General features: G+C 71.8%; 16 protein-coding genes. 9 read left to right on the forward strand and 7 right to left on the reverse strand.

Translation table 11 applies throughout. The annotated features are described in order from the left end of the window. Positions 1 to 7: 7 nt before the first annotated feature. Complete coding sequence (aroA, locus tag ACFXKZ_RS00275) at positions 8 to 1285, reverse strand: 3-phosphoshikimate 1-carboxyvinyltransferase (protein WP_379997232.1); 1278 nt, start codon at positions 1283 to 1285, stop codon at positions 8 to 10. A 69-nt stretch (positions 1286 to 1354) separates the two neighbouring features. On the opposite strand from aroA, the gene ACFXKZ_RS00280 reads away from it, so the two are divergent. The 6 genes from ACFXKZ_RS00280 (at position 1355) to ACFXKZ_RS00305 (ending at position 6838) form a co-directional block, all read left to right on the forward strand. After that, entirely contained in the window at positions 1355 to 2125 is a 771-nt protein-coding gene (locus tag ACFXKZ_RS00280; protein WP_078975508.1) for an SOS response-associated peptidase, read from the forward strand. Positions 2126 to 2150: 25 nt separating this feature from the next. Beyond that, complete coding sequence (locus tag ACFXKZ_RS00285; RefSeq protein ID WP_379994772.1) at positions 2151 to 2807, forward strand: alpha/beta family hydrolase; 657 nt, start codon at positions 2151 to 2153, stop codon at positions 2805 to 2807. A gap of 58 nt (positions 2808 to 2865) precedes the next feature. Then, positions 2866 to 3591 carry a sigma-70 family RNA polymerase sigma factor gene (locus ACFXKZ_RS00290; RefSeq protein ID WP_235618548.1) on the forward strand — a complete coding sequence of 242 codons (726 nt, stop codon included), beginning with the start codon at positions 2866 to 2868 and terminating at the stop codon, positions 3589 to 3591. Further along, the gene (gene rsrA / locus ACFXKZ_RS00295; RefSeq protein ID WP_379994774.1) at positions 3588 to 3905 is read left to right on the forward strand and encodes a mycothiol system anti-sigma-R factor; all 318 of its coding nucleotides are present in this window, start codon (positions 3588 to 3590) and stop codon (positions 3903 to 3905) included. Before ACFXKZ_RS00290 ends, rsrA begins: the two co-directional genes overlap by 4 nt. 180 nt (positions 3906 to 4085) lie before the next feature. Further along, positions 4086 to 5489, forward strand: a complete 1404-nt coding sequence (locus tag ACFXKZ_RS00300; RefSeq protein WP_379994776.1) for an HD-GYP domain-containing protein — start codon at positions 4086 to 4088, stop codon at positions 5487 to 5489. Beyond that, the gene (locus tag ACFXKZ_RS00305; RefSeq protein WP_379994778.1) at positions 5486 to 6838 is read left to right on the forward strand and encodes an HD-GYP domain-containing protein; all 1353 of its coding nucleotides are present in this window, start codon (positions 5486 to 5488) and stop codon (positions 6836 to 6838) included. The genes ACFXKZ_RS00300 and ACFXKZ_RS00305 overlap by 4 nt, the downstream gene beginning before the upstream one ends. Before the next feature lie 418 nt (positions 6839 to 7256). Here ACFXKZ_RS00305 and ACFXKZ_RS00310 read toward each other — a convergent pair whose 3' ends face one another. The 6 genes from ACFXKZ_RS00310 to ACFXKZ_RS00335 form a co-directional block, all read right to left on the reverse strand. Further along, positions 7257 to 7451: a hypothetical protein gene (locus tag ACFXKZ_RS00310; RefSeq protein WP_379994780.1), complete on the reverse strand. Its 195-nt coding sequence runs from the start codon at positions 7449 to 7451 to the stop codon at positions 7257 to 7259. Between the two features lie 67 nt (positions 7452 to 7518). Beyond that, complete coding sequence (locus ACFXKZ_RS00315; protein WP_379994782.1) at positions 7519 to 8082, reverse strand: GNAT family N-acetyltransferase; 564 nt, start codon at positions 8080 to 8082, stop codon at positions 7519 to 7521. A 23-nt stretch (positions 8083 to 8105) separates the two neighbouring features. After that, a complete protein-coding gene (locus ACFXKZ_RS00320; RefSeq protein WP_379994784.1) occupies positions 8106 to 9797 on the reverse strand; it encodes an acetolactate synthase in 1692 nt (563 codons plus the stop codon). A 137-nt stretch (positions 9798 to 9934) separates the two neighbouring features. Further along, complete coding sequence (bioB, locus tag ACFXKZ_RS00325; protein WP_379994786.1) at positions 9935 to 10978, reverse strand: biotin synthase BioB; 1044 nt, start codon at positions 10976 to 10978, stop codon at positions 9935 to 9937. A 5-nt stretch (positions 10979 to 10983) separates the two neighbouring features. Next, on the reverse strand, positions 10984 to 11709 hold the full coding sequence (gene bioD, locus ACFXKZ_RS00330) for a dethiobiotin synthase (RefSeq protein ID WP_379994788.1): 726 nt from the start codon (positions 11707 to 11709) through the stop codon (positions 10984 to 10986). Between the two features lie 266 nt (positions 11710 to 11975). Continuing rightward, positions 11976 to 12719: a GntR family transcriptional regulator gene (locus tag ACFXKZ_RS00335; RefSeq protein ID WP_126637595.1), complete on the reverse strand. Its 744-nt coding sequence runs from the start codon at positions 12717 to 12719 to the stop codon at positions 11976 to 11978. 367 nt (positions 12720 to 13086) lie between these two features. Here ACFXKZ_RS00335 and ACFXKZ_RS00340 point away from each other — a divergent pair, with 367 nt between their 5' ends. From ACFXKZ_RS00340 to ACFXKZ_RS00350, 3 genes are all read left to right on the forward strand, one after another. Beyond that, positions 13087 to 14388 carry an extracellular solute-binding protein gene (locus ACFXKZ_RS00340; RefSeq protein ID WP_379994790.1) on the forward strand — a complete coding sequence of 434 codons (1302 nt, stop codon included), beginning with the start codon at positions 13087 to 13089 and terminating at the stop codon, positions 14386 to 14388. Between the two features lie 220 nt (positions 14389 to 14608). Beyond that, entirely contained in the window at positions 14609 to 15613 is a 1005-nt protein-coding gene (locus ACFXKZ_RS00345) for a carbohydrate ABC transporter permease (protein ID WP_379994793.1), read from the forward strand. Further along, positions 15610 to 16443 (forward strand): carbohydrate ABC transporter permease, encoded by an 834-nt coding sequence (locus ACFXKZ_RS00350; RefSeq protein WP_379994795.1) that lies wholly within the window; start codon positions 15610 to 15612, stop codon positions 16441 to 16443. The genes ACFXKZ_RS00345 and ACFXKZ_RS00350 overlap by 4 nt, the downstream gene beginning before the upstream one ends. The last annotated feature ends 5 nt before the right edge of the window (positions 16444 to 16448 follow it).

Consider the following 16448-nt stretch of genomic DNA (forward strand, 5'->3'; position numbering starts at 1 on the left):
CGGCCTCTCAGCCGCGGCGCGCGCTCAGCATGCGCGTCCACATGCCGGTGAAGTCGGGCAGGGTCTTCGCGGTGGTGGCCACGTTCTCCACCTCCACCCCCGGGACGAGCAGGCCGAGCACCGCCGCGGCGGTGGCCAGCCGATGGTCGTCGTAGGTGTGGAACACCCCGCCGTGCAGCGCGCGCGGCCGGATCTCCAGGCCGTCGTCGATCTCGTTCACGTCGCCGCCGAGGTCGTTGATCTCCTTGACCAGCGCGGCCAGCCGGTCGGTCTCGTGCAGCCGCAGGTGGGCCACGCCGGTCAGCCGGCTGGGGCCGTCGGCCAGCGCCGCCACCGCCGCGATCACCGGGGTCAACTCGCCGACGTCGTGCAGGTCGGCCTCGATGCCGTGCACCGCGCCGCCGCCGGTCAGGGTCAGCCCCGCCGGGGTGCGCCGGCACGAGCCGCCCATCGCGGTGAAGATCGAGCGCAGCCGGTCGCCGGGCTGCGTGGTGTGCTCGGGCCAGTCGCGCACGGTCACCGAACCGCCGGTGACCAGCGCGGCGGCCAGGAACGGGCCGGCGTTGGACAGGTCCGGCTCGACCACCATGTCGCGGCCGAGCAGCGCGCCCGGGGCGACCCGCCACACGTTCGGCTCGCCGTCGTCGACGCGCGCGCCGGCCGCGCGCAGCATGTCCACGGTCATCGCGATGTGCGTCATCGAGGGCACCGAGGTGCCGGTGTGCCGGACCTCGACGCCGAGGTTGAAGCGCGGCCCGGACAGCAGCAGCGCGCTGACGAACTGGGACGAGGAGGACGCGTCGATGTGCACCACGCCGCCCTCGACCCCGCCGCCGCCCAGCACCGTCATCGGCAGCCGGGCCTCGCCCTCGTCGTCGATCCGGGTGCCCAGGTCGCGCAGCGCGTTGATCACCCCGTCGAGCGGGCGCTCGTAGGAGCGCGGGTCGCCGTCGAAGCGCACCGGCCCCGCGGCGAGCGCGGCCACCGGCGGCAGGAAGCGCATCACCGTGCCGGCGTTGCCGCAGTCCACCACGGCCGGGCCGGCCAGCCGCCCGGGCAGTACGTACCAGTCGTCGCCGCGGTCCTCGATCACCACGCCGAGCGCGCGCAGTCCGGCCGCCATCAGCAGCGTGTCCCGGCTGCGCAGCGGACGGCGCACATACCCCGGCCCACCGGCCAGCGCGGCCAGCACGAGGGCGCGATTGGTCACCGACTTGGACCCGGGCACCTCGACGGTGGCGGTCACGGGAGCGGAGGCAACAGGGGCGGACCACAGCGCAGACATCACGAACCAAGCCTAGTGCGTTGCCGCCCCGCCCCCGATTTCGTTTCGGTACGTGGCACTCTGGACGCCATGTGTGGCCGTTATGCGTCCAGCAAGAGCCCCGACGACCTCGTCGAGATGTTCGAGGTCGATCGTTTCGATCCCGCGGACGAGCTTCCGCCGGACTGGAACATCGCCCCGACCAAGCAGGTGTACGCGGTCCTGGAGCGCCCGGTGGAGTCCGGCGGCGCGCCCACCCGGCAGCTGCGGTCGGTCAAGTGGGGCCTGGTGCCGTCCTGGGCCAAGGATCCCGGCATGGGCGCCAAGATGATCAACGCCCGCTCCGAGACGGTGCACGAGAAGCCGGCGTATCGGAAGGCGTTCGCCGCGCGGCGGTGCCTGCTGCCGGCCGACGGCTACTTCGAGTGGCACACGCCGGAGACCGCGCCCGACGGCCCCAAGGGCGGCTCGCGCAAGCAGCCGTACTGGATCCACGCGGCCGACGGCACCGAGGTCGCCTTCGCCGGGTTGTACGAGTGGTGGCGCGACCGCGGGCGGGCCGAGGACGACCCGCTCGCGTGGTTGTGGACGTGCACGATCCTGACCCTGGACGCCGAGCCCGAGCTGGCCCGGATCCACCCGCGGATGCCGCTGGTGCTGACCCGGGACAAGTGGGACGGGTGGCTGGACCCGGCCTGGACCGAGCCGGAGGAGATACGCGGGCTGCTCGTGCCGCCGCCCGCCGGGTTCATGACGGCGCATCCGGTCTCCACGGACGTGAACAACGTGCGCAACAACGCGCCCCACCTGCTCGACGCGATTCCCCCGGACGAGGTCACCGTTGACGCGACGCTCTTTTGAACCGGCCGGCCCCGCGGCGGTCGCCGTGCCCGAGGTGTTCGAGGTGGCCACGCCGCCCGGCACCGCGCGGGTGACGCTGCGCCGGGCGACCGTCGCGGCGCGTGCCTGGTTCGTGGCGAGCCACGGCGCGGGCGGCGGGATCGAGGCGCGCGACCTGGCGGCGCTCGCCGCCGCGCTGCCCGCGCGCGGGGTGCACGTGGCCCTGGTCGAGCAGCCGTGGCGGGTCGCCGGACGCCGGCTCGCGCCGGCGCCCAAGACGTTGGACGCGGGCTGGCTTCCGGTGCTGGAGGAGATCGCCCGGCGCAACACGGCCGAGGCGCTGCCCGTGTTCGGGTCCGGTCGCAGTGCCGGCGCCCGGGTGGCCTGCCGCACCGCGGCAAAGACCGGGGTGGCCGGCGTGGTGGCGCTCGCCTTCCCGCTGCATCCGCCCGGTCGACCGGAGCGTTCGCGCTTGGCTGAACTGCTCGGGGCGGGCGTGCCCACCCTGGTGGTGCAGGGCGAACGGGACACGTTCGGTGCGCCGAACGAGTTTCCGAAGGACGGTCCGACCGTGCTCCCGGTGCCCTTCGCGGACCACGGATTCGCCGTACCGAAGCGCGCCGAGATCACTCAGGAAGCGGCGTTGGCGCTGATCACGGCCGGTGTGGGCGATTGGTTGACGGTGCCGAGCACCCGGGAATGATCCGCTGCGGCGACGTGTTCCCACCACTGTCAAGCGTCGACGAGTGGAGGTCGCTCCCATGCTCAAGGCCGCCGGTTCGGTTGTCCGAAACGAGGCACCGTTTCTCGCCTGGCCCGAGTGGGGTGCGGGCACCGATCAGCCTCGGGCGATATCGTCGACTCCTGGCCTGAAGGAGGTGGGTCTCGTAACGGAGACCTTGGAGCAGCAAGACGCGCGGTTCGAGCGGGACGCCCTGCCGTTCCTCGATCAGTTGTACTCGGCGGCGCTGCGGATGACCCGCAACCCGGCCGATGCCGAGGACCTGGTCCAGGAGACGTTCGCGAAGGCGTACGCATCGTTCCACCAGTTCAAAGAGGGCACCAACCTCAAGGCCTGGCTGTATCGCATCCTGACCAACACCTTCATCAATTCCTATCGCAAGAAGCAGCGGCAGCCGCTGGAATCGCATGCGGAGGAAATCGAGGACTGGCAGCTGCACCGCGCCGAGTCGCACATGTCCACCGGACTGCGCTCGGCCGAGGCGCAGGCACTCGATCACCTGCCCGACTCCGACGTGAAGACGGCCCTCCAGGCCATTCCGGAGGAGTTCCGGATCGCGGTGTACCTCGCCGACGTCGAGGGTTTCGCGTACAAGGAGATCGCGGACATCATGGGTACTCCCATCGGGACCGTGATGTCGCGCCTGCACCGCGGGCGTCGCCAGCTTCGCGATCTGCTGGCCGACTACGCCCGCGAGCGCGGCCTCGTCCCCGCAGGCACCGACCGGAAAGGCTCGGACTCATGAGCTGCGGTGACCACCACGAGGTGGACTGCTCCGAGATCCTCGGGCACCTGTACGAGTACATCGACAACGAGTTGGCCGACGCGGACTGCACCAGCATCCGCACCCACCTCGACGAGTGCTCGCCGTGTCTGGACAAGTACGGCCTCGAGCAGCAGGTGAAGGAGCTGGTGCACCGCTGTTGCGGCCGCGACGAGGTTCCCTCGGAGCTGCGCAACAAGGTGTTGGAGCGGATCAAGCTGGTGCGCGTCGAAGTGGACGCCCAGCGGGTCTCGGTCGAGGAGTCCTCGATCGAGATGGAGCGACCGGGTCGTTGACCCGAGGGTGCTCCGGAGGCACCGGATCGCCGGCTCGAACAGGCTGTCGAGGCGCGCGGATCCACTGACTCCATCGGGCTAAAAATGGGGCGCATGGTCGGGACAAACCGGGCATGCGCCCCTCCGTCGTTCCCGGGGCGGCCTATTCTCGGTGGTCCGAGCGACCAGTCGAGGAGTCGCATGCGCACGCTGCCGCCGAGCGCCCGGATCCACGTCGGGATCGTGGTGGGCGGGTCCGTGTCCGCGCTCGTCCTGCTTCCGTGGACCGGCGCCGAAACCGATCGACTGGGCGCGCTGGCGGTGCTGTTCGTCGTCTTCGGAGCCGTCGCCCGCGCCCGCCTCGGCGGTCTGTGCGGCGCCCCCGACGGGGTGCTCTTCCCGCTGGTGTGCGCGGGGGTGCTGCTGCTGCCCGCCGGGCCCGCCGCGGCCGTCGTGGTGCCCGGCGTACTGATCGCGCGGTCGCGCACCGCGACCATGGTCACTCGGGTTGCCCACGCCGCCCACCTGGTGCTCGCCGTCGCGGTGGCCGCCGGGGTGTACGAACTCCTGGACGGATCACGGTATCCGTCCGCCGGCGAGCTGCCCGAGGCCCTGGTGCCGCCGGCCGCGGCGGGGGTGGCGCTCTACCTGGTGAGCGGACTGTTCGACACCGTCGCGGTCGGTGTGGCCGAGGGCGCCGTGCGACCGCAGGTGCTGCGCGAGGTGTTCGTGCGTTCGGCCGGCTGGCGGCTGGGCTCGGTGCCGATAGCGCTGATGATGGCGGTGTTGTGGCAGCAGCGACTGGGCGTGTTCGCCGCCGTGTTGGTGCTGCTCCCGCTATATGTGGCCTTCTGGGCCTACATGCAGTTGGCCTGCGAGCGGGCCGCGCACGAGGCGACGGTGCGCACCCTGGTGCGGGCGGTGGAGATCAAGGACGGCTACACCCGCGGCCACAGCGAACGGGTGGCCCGTGCCTCGGTGTTGATCGGCCGTCGGCTCGGCATGCGCGAGGACCGGGTGCTCTGCCTGCGCTACGCGGGGATCCTGCACGATGTCGGCAAACTGGGGGTGTCCACCCGGGTGTTGACCAAGCCGGGGCGGCTGGACCCCGACGAGGTGCGCGAGATGCAGCGGCACCCGGTGACCGGTGCCGCGATGGTGGCCGACCTGACCTTCCTCGGCGAGGCGCGCGCGGGCATCCTGCACCACCACGAACGTATGGACGGACGCGGTTACCCGGCGGGTCTGACCGGCGCCGAAATCCCCGAGTTCGCCCGGGTGATCGCGGTCGCGGACGCGTTCGACTCGATGACCTCGACCCGGTCGTATCGGCCCGCGCGCGGCGCCGAGGCGGCGATGGCCGAGCTGCGCCGATGCAGCGGGACCCAGTTCGACCCGCGGATGGTCGAGGCGTTGGCCGAGGCGCTGGACCGACACGGCTGGCCGGAGGGGGAGGTGCGGGACCGGGTGCCCGCGCCGCGCGGGAAACCGCGTGCGGAGAGCCGGCCGGAGATCCCCTCGGCGGACAGTTCCTCGGAGGCATGCCGGGACGGGGCCCCGGACACCCATTCGGTGGCGCGCGAGCGGGTCGGTGGCGGATCGTGATCGCGGTGACCCGGGTCCGGCGTGCGCCGGGCGGTCCGGCCGCGCGGCTGCGGGCGCATACCGGCACGCTCGTGCTCGGGCTGGGCGCGCTCGCGGCGGTGGCCGCGGTGGCCGGCACCGCGGCCCGGGGCGTGGTGCAGCCCTGGTACGCGCTGGTGTTCGGCGTGGTGATCGCGGTCGGCGAGGCGGCCCGGGTGACGCTGCCCGGCAGCCGGGAGAGCGCTCCACTGGGCGCGGCCGGCGCGCTGGCCTACGCCCTGCTGCCGGACGTGCACGGCACGGTGTCCCGGCACGGCGTGCTCCAGGTGGTTGCGGTGGTCGGCGTCGCGCTGCTCGCGGGCACGCTGCCGCACGTGGCGCGCGGGCGGGCGCCGGATCCCGCGTACGTGGCCCGGCGCCTGCTCGCGGCGGCGTTCGCCGCGACGCTGTTCCGGCCGCTGTACGCGGCGGGCGGGCTCGATCCGGTGATGGCGCGCGGCTGGGCGTACGGCACGTTCCTGGTCGTGGTGGTGCTGCTGACCGCGCTGTGCGACGCGGTGGTGGTGGCCATGGTCCGGGTCGGCGGTCCGTTTAGTCCCGCACTGCCGGCCGAACTGCGGGCGCTCGGCGCGGGCCCGGGCACCCGCGAGCGGATCGGGGCGGACGGCGGGGACGGCGGCCGGGCGCCGGGCGGGCCGGCCGGGATCGGCACCGCCGTGGGCGCCACCGGGATGCTGATCGCGCTGTCCACCGGCGCGCTGGGGCTGTGGGCGGTGCCGGTGTTCTGCGTGCCGTCGCTGCTGGTGCTGCTGTCCTTCCGGCGCTGCGCCGCGATCGGGCAGGTGCACCGGCAGACCGTCGACGCGCTGTCCCGGCTGCCCGAGGCGGCGGGGTGCGGCTCGCCCGGACACGCGGCCCGGGTGGGCGAGTTGGCCCACGCAGTCGGGGTGGACCTGGGGTTGGGCGAGGTGGAACTGCGCGAACTGGCCTACGCGGCGCGGATGCACGACATCGGGCAGTTGGCGCTGGCCGACCCGGTGCCCGGCGGGACCACGCTCGACCTGCCCGTGGCCGAACAGCGTCGGATCGCCCGGCTGGGCGCGGAGGTGATCCGGGAGAGCGGCGTCCTGGACCGGGTGGCGACCATCGTGGCCGCGCAGGCCGATCCGTACCGCGACGAGAGCGCCACGCCGCCGCCGCTGGCCAGTCGGATCATCAAGGTGGCCAACGCCTACGACGACCTGCTCGCGTCCGCCGACGACCTCGGCACGCGGCGCGAGGTGTTCGCCCGACTGCGCGCGGACGCCGCCGGGGCCTACGACCCGCGGGTGGTCGAGGCACTGGCGCAGGTACTCGAACGGGCCGGCTGAGCGCGGGGGCCTCCGGCCGAGTGCCGGGGCCTTTGGCCGAGTGCGCAAGCGGAGCCGCGATGGCCCCCGTCCGGAGCGAGACGAGCCCTGGCCGAACCGCGATGTGCGTCGGTCGGATCGAGGTGCACCCGCCGGATCGGGCCGGACACCGGTCGGACCGAGTGGCTGCCGTTCGGACCGCGACGGGCGCGGCGGATCGAGGCGCGCACTGCCGGACGGGCCGGACACGTGTCGGACCGAGACGAGTCCCGGCCGGGCCGCGATGGGCGTCGGGCAACGGACCGAGGCGCACCCGCCGGACCGACGTGGGTACCGGTGGGACCGGGGCGAGTCCCGGTTGGGCTGCGGTGGGTGCCGGGCGGGGCGACGTGCGCACCGTGGGATCGGGGCGGACGTCCGTCGGGTCGTGATGGGTTGGTCAGATCGCGGTGAGTACTCCGTGTTCTACGCACTTGGCGGTCCAACCGCGCGGGGTCACCTGTACGGTCATCCGCCGCCGGCACTGTCCGCAGTAGCGCGGCGGCTCGAGTTCGCGGCGCCGCACACAGTCGTCGTGCGCGGCGCCGGCAAGCTGCTCGCCGCAGTGGTCGCAGAAGGCTGCAATGGTGGTCACGGCCGTAGATTACGGCCCGGGCCGCAGCGGCCCGACCGGACACCCCGGCCGTGACGGCCGGCCGCGGTCAGCCCTGCGGGGTCTCGCGCAGGTCCTTGAGGTAGCAGATCAGCTCCACCTCGGGCACCGGCCACCAGTCCCGCTCGGGCGCGCGATGGAAGCCCATGCGGCCGTAGAGCCGGTGCGCGGCGCGCATGTCCCACACGGTGGAGATCGCCACGGCGGTGAAGTGGTACTTGCGGGCGCGCTCCAGGCACGCCTCGACGAGCGCCTCGCCGATGCCGCGCCCGCGCGCGGCCGGGGTGACCGCGAGCATCCGGAACTCGCCCTCGCCCTCGCGGGAGACCTCCGCGTAGGGGCTGCCGGGCAGGACGAACGCGACGGTGCCCAGGATCTCGCCGGTGTGCTCGTCCACGGCCACGAGCAGTTCGGAGTTCTCCGCGCGGTGCGCGGCCTTGCGCAGGTCGTTGACGTAGTCCTGGTCGGAGGCGACCAGGCCCGCGTAGCCGGCGATGGTCACCTCGCCGACCGCCTCGTACTCCTCCGGACGGGCCTGGCGGATGCGGACGCCGGTCGGCGCGGGGTGATGGTCGTGGGGTCGGGCCGCGGCGGCGGAGCCAGGGGGATTCATAGCCGTCCAGTTTACGCGGCGAATCACACACCCATGGTCGAGCGTGGGTAGACCGCCTCCGGATCGGTGAGCACGTTCACCAGATAGGGCACCCCGGAGGCGAACGCGCGCCGCAGTGCGGGGGCGATCTGCTCGGGCCGGGCGACCGTCTCGCCCGCGCCGCCCAGCGCCCGCACCACGTCGTCGTAGCGGGTGCTCGGCGCCAGGTCGGCGGCCACGTGGTGGCCGTAGAGCATCCGCATCGGGTGCTTCTCCAGGGCCCAGCACCCGTTGTTGCCGACGATCAGCACCACCGGCAGCCGATGCCGGACCAGGGTGTCCACGTCCATCAGCGAAAAGCCCGCCGCGCCGTCCCCGAGCAGCAGCACCACCTGCGCCGAGGGCCGGGCCAGTCGGGCGCCGAGCGCGTAGCCCAGGCCGGTGCCCAGGCAGCCGTAGGGGCCCGCGTCCAGCCAGCCGCCCGGACGCGCGGGCTCGATGTACTTGCCCGCGTAGGACACGAAGTCGCCGCCGTCGCCGATCACCACCGCGTCCTCGTCGAGCAGGCGCAGCAGTTCGCCGTGCACGCGCGCGGGATGGATCGGCCGGCCGGCGCTGCCCAGCAGCGGCGCGTCGGACTGCGCGGCGGTACGGGCCGCAGCGCGCACGTGGGCGGCCCAGTCGCGGTACATGCCGACCCGGCCGACCCGCTCCCACGCCGCGGTGAGCGCGTCGAACAGGGCGCTCAGGTCGCCGCAGGCGCGTACCGCGCAGTGCCCGTGCGAGGTCGCCTCGGGCGGCGCGTCGGCCAGGTGCACCACCCGGGCGGGCGGCCCGCCGCCCTGCCCGCCGAAGCCGCCGTAGGACAGCCGGAAGTCCAGCGGCGCGCCCGCCACCAGGACCAGGTCGGCGCCGCCGAGCGCGCCGACCCGGGCCCGACCGGCGAGCAGCGGGTGGCCGGCGGGCAATACGCCCCGGCCCATGCCGTTGGCCACCACCGGCAGGCCGATCGTCTCGGCGGCCCGGCGGGCGGCGTGTTCGGCGCCGCCGATCCACACGTCCTGGCCGAGCACCAGGACCGGGCGGGCGGCGCGCACCAGCAGGTCGGCGATCACCGCGATCAGGTCCGGGTCGGGCAGTACGGGCGCGGGCCGCGCGGCGGCGGGCAGCGTCACCTCGGCCCGGTCGTAGAGCACGTCCATCGGCACGTCCAGGAAGACCGGGCCGCGGTGCGGGCTGTTCGCCAGGACCAGCGCGGCGTCCACCTCGGTGGCGATCCGGTCGGTGTCGTGCACGGTGGCCGCGCGTTTGGTGATCGACGCGAGCAGCGGGGGGTGGTCGAGTTCCTGGAGCGCGCCCGAGCCCCAGCGGAACGCGGGCGCCCTGCCGCCCAGGACCAGCATCGGCGAGCCGTTGAACCAAGCGGTGGCCACCGCGCTGACCCCGTTGGTGACGCCGGGGCCCGCGGTGAGCACGGCCAAGCCCGGTCGGCGGGTGAGCTTGGCGGTCGCCTCGGCGGCGAACACGGCGGTCTGCTCGTGTCGTACGTCGATCACCCGCAGCGCCGGCTCCGCGCCGACCGCGCCGTCGTAGAGCGGGAAGACGTGGCCTCCCGACAGGGTGAACATGGTGTCGATCCCGTGTGCCCGGGCGGCGGCGACCGCAAGCGCCCCGCCGTGCCCCTCGACCGTCCCGCTCGCGGGTCCCCGGCCCCCGGCCCCTCGTCGTGCGCGCATGCCCGGCCTCCGTCGCCGTAGACGCCGCCACCCTCGTATGCCGGGGGAAACCTATCCGCGCGCGCCCGACGGGCAGTAGAGGGGCCGGCGCCGGCGGCCCCCGGGTCGGAGCGGGGGCCGCGGGCGGGGCGATGGGGCTACAGGGTCTGGTTGAGCGCCTTGACCGGCATGCTCAGTTCGTCGAGCAGGGCCAGGTCGGCGTCGGCGGTGCGGCCCAGGGTGGTGAGGTAGTTGCCGACGATCACCGCGTTGATCCCGCCGAGCAGGCCGTCGCGCGTGCCGAGGTCGCCGAGCGCGATCTCGCGGCCACCCGCGTAGCGCAGGATGGTCCGGGGCAGCGCGAGCCGGAAGGCGCCGATGATCCGCAGCGCCTCGCGCGGCTCCAGCACCTTCTGGTCGGCGAACGGGGTGCCCGGGCGCGGGTTGAGGAAGTTCAGCGGTACCTCGTCCGGCTCCAGCTCGGCCAGCTGGCCGGCGAACTCGGCGCGCTGCTCGACCGACTCGCCCATGCCGACGATGCCGCCGCAGCACACCTCCATGCCCGCCGCGCGCACCATCCGCAGGGTGTCCCAGCGCTCCTCCCACGTGTGGGTGGTGACCACGTTGGTGAAGTACGACTTCGCCGTCTCCAGGTTGTGGTTGTAGCGGTGGATGCCCATGTCGGCCAGCTCGTCGACCTGCTCCTGGGTGAGCATGCCGAGGGAGGCGGCGATGTTGATGTCGACGACCTCGCGGATCGCCGCGACGCCCTCGCGCATCTGCTTCATCAGGCGCGCGTCCGGGCCGCGCACCGCGGCCACGATGCAGAACTCGGTGGCGCCGGTCGCGGCGGTCTCCTTCGCCGCTTCCACGAGGGAGGGGATGTCGAGCCAGGCGGCCCGTACGGGGGAGGGGAACAGGCCGGACTGCGAGCAGAAGTGGCAGTCCTCGGGGCAGCCGCCGGTCTTGACCGAGACGATGCCCTCGACCTCGACCTCGGGCCCGCAGTGCCGGACCCGCACCTCGTGCGCGAGCTGGAGCAGTTCCTCCAGCCGGTCGTCGGGCAGGGTCAGTACGGCCAGCACCTGCTCGGCGCTCAGGCCGCGACCCTGCTCCAGGACCTGGTCTCGGGCCACGGCCAGGATGTCGTCGGTCCCGGTCTGCGTACGGTCGTCGAGGGCGGTGTCGAGGGATTCCGTCATGTGGCTCACCTTGCGGTCGGATCCTGTGCGGCGCGGAACGCGGCCGGGTCGAAGGTACCCCCCAGGGCGGGGGCCAGACTCGCTCGGGCCGTGAGCAGGAAGTCGGCCGGGTGCAGCGAACCGGCGCCCGCGGGCAGTACGCCGGCCAGTGGTCGGGCGGCCAGCGTCTCCAGATCCCGGACGTTGCAGCGCATTGCCAGGTCGGGCTCGTTCGGCCAGGAGCCGATCACCACGCCGACCAGGTCGACCCCGCGGTGGGCCAACGACTCCAGGGTGAGCGCGGTGTGGTTGAGGGTGCCGAGGTCGGGTCGGGCCACCACGAGCACGCCCGCCCTCAGCTCGTGCGCGAGGTCGGCGATCGTGGTGCCGTCGTCGTCGAAGCGCACGAGCAGGCCGCCCGCGCCCTCGACCACCACGAGGTCGGTCTCCTTGGCCAGTGCGCGGACCCGGTCGGCGACCCCGTAGAGGTCCACCGGCGGCAGACCGGAGACCCGGGAGGCGGCGGCGGGGGAGAGTGGGTCGGGGTAGCGGGAGTATTCGTGCAGGTCGGTCACCCCGGCCAGGCGCCGCACGTCGGCGAGGTCGCCCGGCTCGTCGGGCGCCACGCCCGTCTGCGAGGGCTTGACCACCGCGACGGAGCCGCCGCGCACCGCGGCAATGGCGGCGACGGCCGCCGTGACGATCGTCTTGCCCACCCCGGTGTCGGTGCCGGTCACCACGAGAACGCTCATGACGGTCCAGAGTAGGGGGACCTTGGGCCCGCCGTTTGTGGACCTGTGGCCCCGGTCGCCGGGCGCGCCGGCGAGGCATGATCGAGGTGGTGGGCGCATGGTCCGGCGGGGCCGCGCGTGACACCGCCGGCGGCCCTCTGCACGGGCTGTGGGAGTGAACGGCAATCCTCCGGCGATCGGCCGGACGGTCCGGGTGGGCCCGGGTCGTCCGGCCGATCGCATGTGCTCGAAGGGAGCGCCGGCGGATTCACGGCGCGCTCACCGGCTCATTCCTGGGGGCGGCGCAGGCGGGCGACGAACTTGTACCGGTCGCCGCGGTAGACGGATCGCACCCATTCGACCGGTTCGCCGTCGGTATCGAAGCTGTGCCGGGACAACAGCAGCAGCGGCAGGCCCACGTCGGTACCGAGCAGTCCGGCCTCGCGCGGGGTGGCCATCGCGGTTTCGATGGTCTCCTCGGCCTCGGCGAGATGGACGTCGAAACCGGCCGACAGGGCCCGATACAGCGAGTTGTGCTTGGCCAGGTGCTTGCGCAACCCGGGGAAGCGCTTGGTGGACAGGTGGGTGGTCTCGATCGCCATCGGCTCGGAGTTGGCCAGCCGCAGTCGCTCGATCCGCAACACGCGGTTGCCGGGTCGGATGGCGAGCCGCTCCGCGAGGTGGTCGTCGCAGGTGATGTAGCCGATCTCGATCAGTCGCGAGGTCGGTTCCAGGCCCTGGGCCTGCATGTCCTCGGTGTACGAGGTCAGCTGGAGGCTCTGCGCCACCTTGGGCTTGGCGACGAAGGTGCCCCGGCCCTGGGCGCGCTCCAGGCGCCCCTCGATGACCAGCTCCTGAAGCGCTTGGCGCACCGTGGTGCGGGAGATGTCGAACTGCGCCGCGAGGGTGCGCTCGGGTGGCACGGGCGTGCCCGGTGGCTGGGTGTTGGTCAGCTCCTGAAGATGGCGCTTGAGGCGGTAGTACTTGGGCACGCGAGCGCTCGGCTCGAGGCCGGCGTCGCCTCCCGCCATCGCACTGTCCGCCGTGGTCGTGATCACGTGTTCCGCCGTCACCGGTGCCCTCCTGACACGTTCGGTCCCCATCGTGGCACGACCACCGATCCCCCCAGGACCAGGAGCGCGGATGTCGGTCCGATAACGGCGTGCCTTCGCCGTCTACGGAACCTTGACACCCCAATTGGTCTATGCCAACCTCCGAAATGGTCTAAACCATTGATGGTCACCGCGCAACCCTCGTCCCTGGGGCGTCGGTGTTTTCCCATTTCGAGTCCCCTCCCCAGTGGGGGACTCGGTCGGTCCACGCACCTCACGGATCCGACGGGCGAATATCGACGACTTCATACCGAACTGCGGTGCCCGACATCCTGAGGAGGATGTAGTGAAGCGTCGTCTTCTCGTCGCGGCCGGTGTCGCGGCGGCGCTGACCGGTGTTGCCGCCTGTGGGTCCGACAGCAGCAGCGATGACAACAAGAACGAAACCAAGGCACCGGGCGCGAGCGCGCCGGCTGCGGGCAACGGCAAGACCGTTCGCGTCTGGCTGATGAAGGGCTCCGCCCCCGACGACTACATCGCCGCGCTGAAGACCAAGTTCGAGGCGGACCACCCGGGCGCCAAGCTGGACGTGCAGATCCAGCAGTGGAACGGTATCGGTCAGAAGATCACCGGCGCCCTCGCCAGCAACGACGCCCCCGACGTCGTCGAGGCGGGCAACACCCAGATCGCCCAGTACGGCGCCTCGGGCGGTCTGAAGGACCTCAGCTCCAAGGTCAACGAGCTCGGTGGCAAGGACTGGCTGACCGGCCTGTCCGACCCGGGCAAGGTCGACGGCAAGACCTACGGCATCCCGTTCTACGCCGCCAACCGTGTCGTGATCTACAACAAGGACCTCTTCGCGAAGGCCGGCATCACCACGCCGCCGAAGACCCGCGCCGAGTGGCTCGACGTCACCACCCGCCTCAACACCGGCGACCAGCAGGGCATCTACCTGCCCGGTCAGAACTGGTACTTCTACTCGGGTCTGCTCAAGGACGAGGGCGCGGACATCGCGACCAAGTCCGGCAGCGCGTGGAAGGCCAACCTCGACGGCGCCCCGGCCGTGGCCGCCGCCGGCTTCTACAAGCAGCTCCAGGCGCTCGGCAAGGCCGCCAAGGACGGCGACGAGAAGACCCAGCCCGAGGTCCTCGCGGCCGACGGCGGCAAGATCGCCCAGTTCATCGCCGTTCCGGGCGAGGCCGAGACGATCATCAAGTCGAACCCGGCCCTGAAGGACAAGTTCGGCTTCTTCCCGATCCCGGGCAAGGACGCGAGCAAGGCCGGTGCCACCCTCACCGGTGGTTCCGACCTGATGGTCCCCGAGGCGTCGAAGAACCAGGACCTGGCCTACGACGTCATCAAGCTGATCAACAGCGACGAGTGGCAGAGCAAGCTCGCGCAGGCGACCAAGCAGCTCCCGAACAAGACCACGCTCGCCAGCGCCGTCACCGCCGACCCGGGCGGCGCGGCGATGATGGAGGGCGCGAAGAACGGCTTCGCCACCCCCAACTCGCCGAACTGGGCCTCCGTCGAGGAGAACAACCCGATCAAGGCGTACCTCACGAAGGTGATGACCGGTGGTGACGCGGCCGCGGCCGGCAAGGAAGCCAACGCGTCGATCGAGAAGACGCTGAACACCAAGAACTGACCCGCACCACCCGCCCGGACCGCTGAGCGGATCGGGTGATGAACAGTCCGGCCGAACGGTCGGCTCCCGCCGCGGGGTACCGCTCCGCGGCGGGACCGGCCCGGCCCACCCGGCGCGGCCCGCCGGCGGTCCCCCGTCGCCGGCTCCGCGCTCTCGCCACGTCCCGCCACCGGGCGGGACGGGCCGGAGACCCCCGACACCGAACCACGGGAAGGCAGCTGTGTCAGCCTCCAAGGCAGACGCGGTGGTCGCGACACCTACGCAGCCCCCGCGCAAGCAGGCACCATCGGGTGCCAGACGCGCATCGAAGCCCCCACGCAAGTCGTCGGGGATCGTCAAGTCGGTCACCCCATACCTTCTTGTCGCGCCCGCGATTCTCGGGATCGCCTTCCTGCTGTTCTATCCGGTGGTCCGGAACGTCATGTTGTCGTTCCAGCATTACCGCTTCAAGCAGCTGATCTCGCGGTCGGCCGACTACGTCGGCTGGGAGAACTACCAGGCCGTCTTCAAGGACGACGAGTTCTGGGAGGTCACCCGGCGGACCTTCTATTTCACCGCGATCAACGTCGTGGCGATCATGGTGATCTCCACGCTGTGCGCGCTGATGCTGATGAAGCTCGGCAAGGCCATGCGCATCGTGGTGCTGATCGGCCTGGTCGCCGCGTGGGCGACTCCGGTGATCGCGGCCACCACGATCTTCAAGTGGCTCTTCCGCTCCGACAACGGTGTGGTCAACTGGGCGCTGGTCAAGCTCGGCTTCGACTACGAGGGCTACACCTGGTTCGCGCACGGAACCTCCACCCTGACCGTGGTCACCCTGCTCATCGTGTGGCAGTCGATCCCCTTCGCGACGCTGACCCTCTACGCCGGGCTGACCACCGTGTCGACCGACGTCTACGAGTCGGCCCGACTCGACGGCGCCGGTCCGGTGCGGATCTTCAGCTCGATCACCTTCCCGATCCTGCGCCCGATCTTTGCGCTGGTGACCTCGCTGGAAGTGATCTGGATCTTCAAGTCGTTCGCCCAGATCTGGGCGATCGCGGGCGAGAACGGGCCGATCAACGACGTCCGCACGCTGCCCGTGTACGCGTACCAGCAGGGCATGTCGCTCAAGTTGTTCGACATGGCCGGCGCGATCTCCACGATCACCGTGCTCATCCTCGTGGTGATGCTCGTCTTCTACTTCCGTCAGATGTTCAAGCAGGAGCGGGAGGCCGACAAGTGAAGGCGCGCACCCTGAAGCGGATTCCGCTCAACATCGCGGCGCTGCTGGTCTTCGCCGTGTCGATCTTCCCCGTCTACTGGATGATCCTCACCGCGTTCAAGCCGGCCAAGGACATCCAGTCGTCGACGCCGAAGTTCCTGCCGAGTTCGATCTCGTTCCACAACTTCGACACCGCGGTCAACACGCCGCACTTCTGGGACTACTGGCGCAACAGCCTGCTGGTCGCGGGCTGCGGCGTGCTCCTGGCGCTGGTCGTGGCGTGCTTCGCCGCGTTCGCGGTGGCGCGTATGCAGTGGAAGGGCCGGGCGCCCTTCATCCTCATGGTGTTCATCGCGCAGATGGCGCCGTGGGAGGCGCTGATGATCCCGATGTACCTGATCGCGCGCGACAACGACCTGCTCGACTCGCTGCCGATGCTCACCGCGATCTACTTCGTGATGACGCTGCCGTTCTCGATCGTGACCCTGCGCGGCTTCCTCGGGGGCATCCCGGTGGAGCTGGAGGAGGCCGCCCGGGTGGACGGCTGTTCGCGCTTCACGGCGTTCCGCAAGGTCGTCTTCCCGCTGCTGGCCCCGGGTCTGCTCTCCACCTCGCTGTTCGGCTTCATCACCGCGTGGAACGAGTTCGCGTTCGCCAACGCGCTGCTGCTGAACAAGCCGGAGCAGCGCACGCTGCCGACCTGGCTCAACTCCTTCAGCAACGGGCTCACCATCGACTGGGGCGCCATCATGGCCGCCTCCACCCTCTTCATGCTTCCGGTGCTTGCGATCTTCCTGGTCCTGCAGGGCAAGGTCACCGGCGGGCTCACCTCCGGCGCGGTAAAGGGCTGATCAAC

Origin of the sequence: Embleya sp. NPDC059237 (genome assembly GCF_042754105.1) — a bacterium.
GTDB lineage: Bacteria > Actinomycetota > Actinomycetes > Streptomycetales > Streptomycetaceae > Embleya.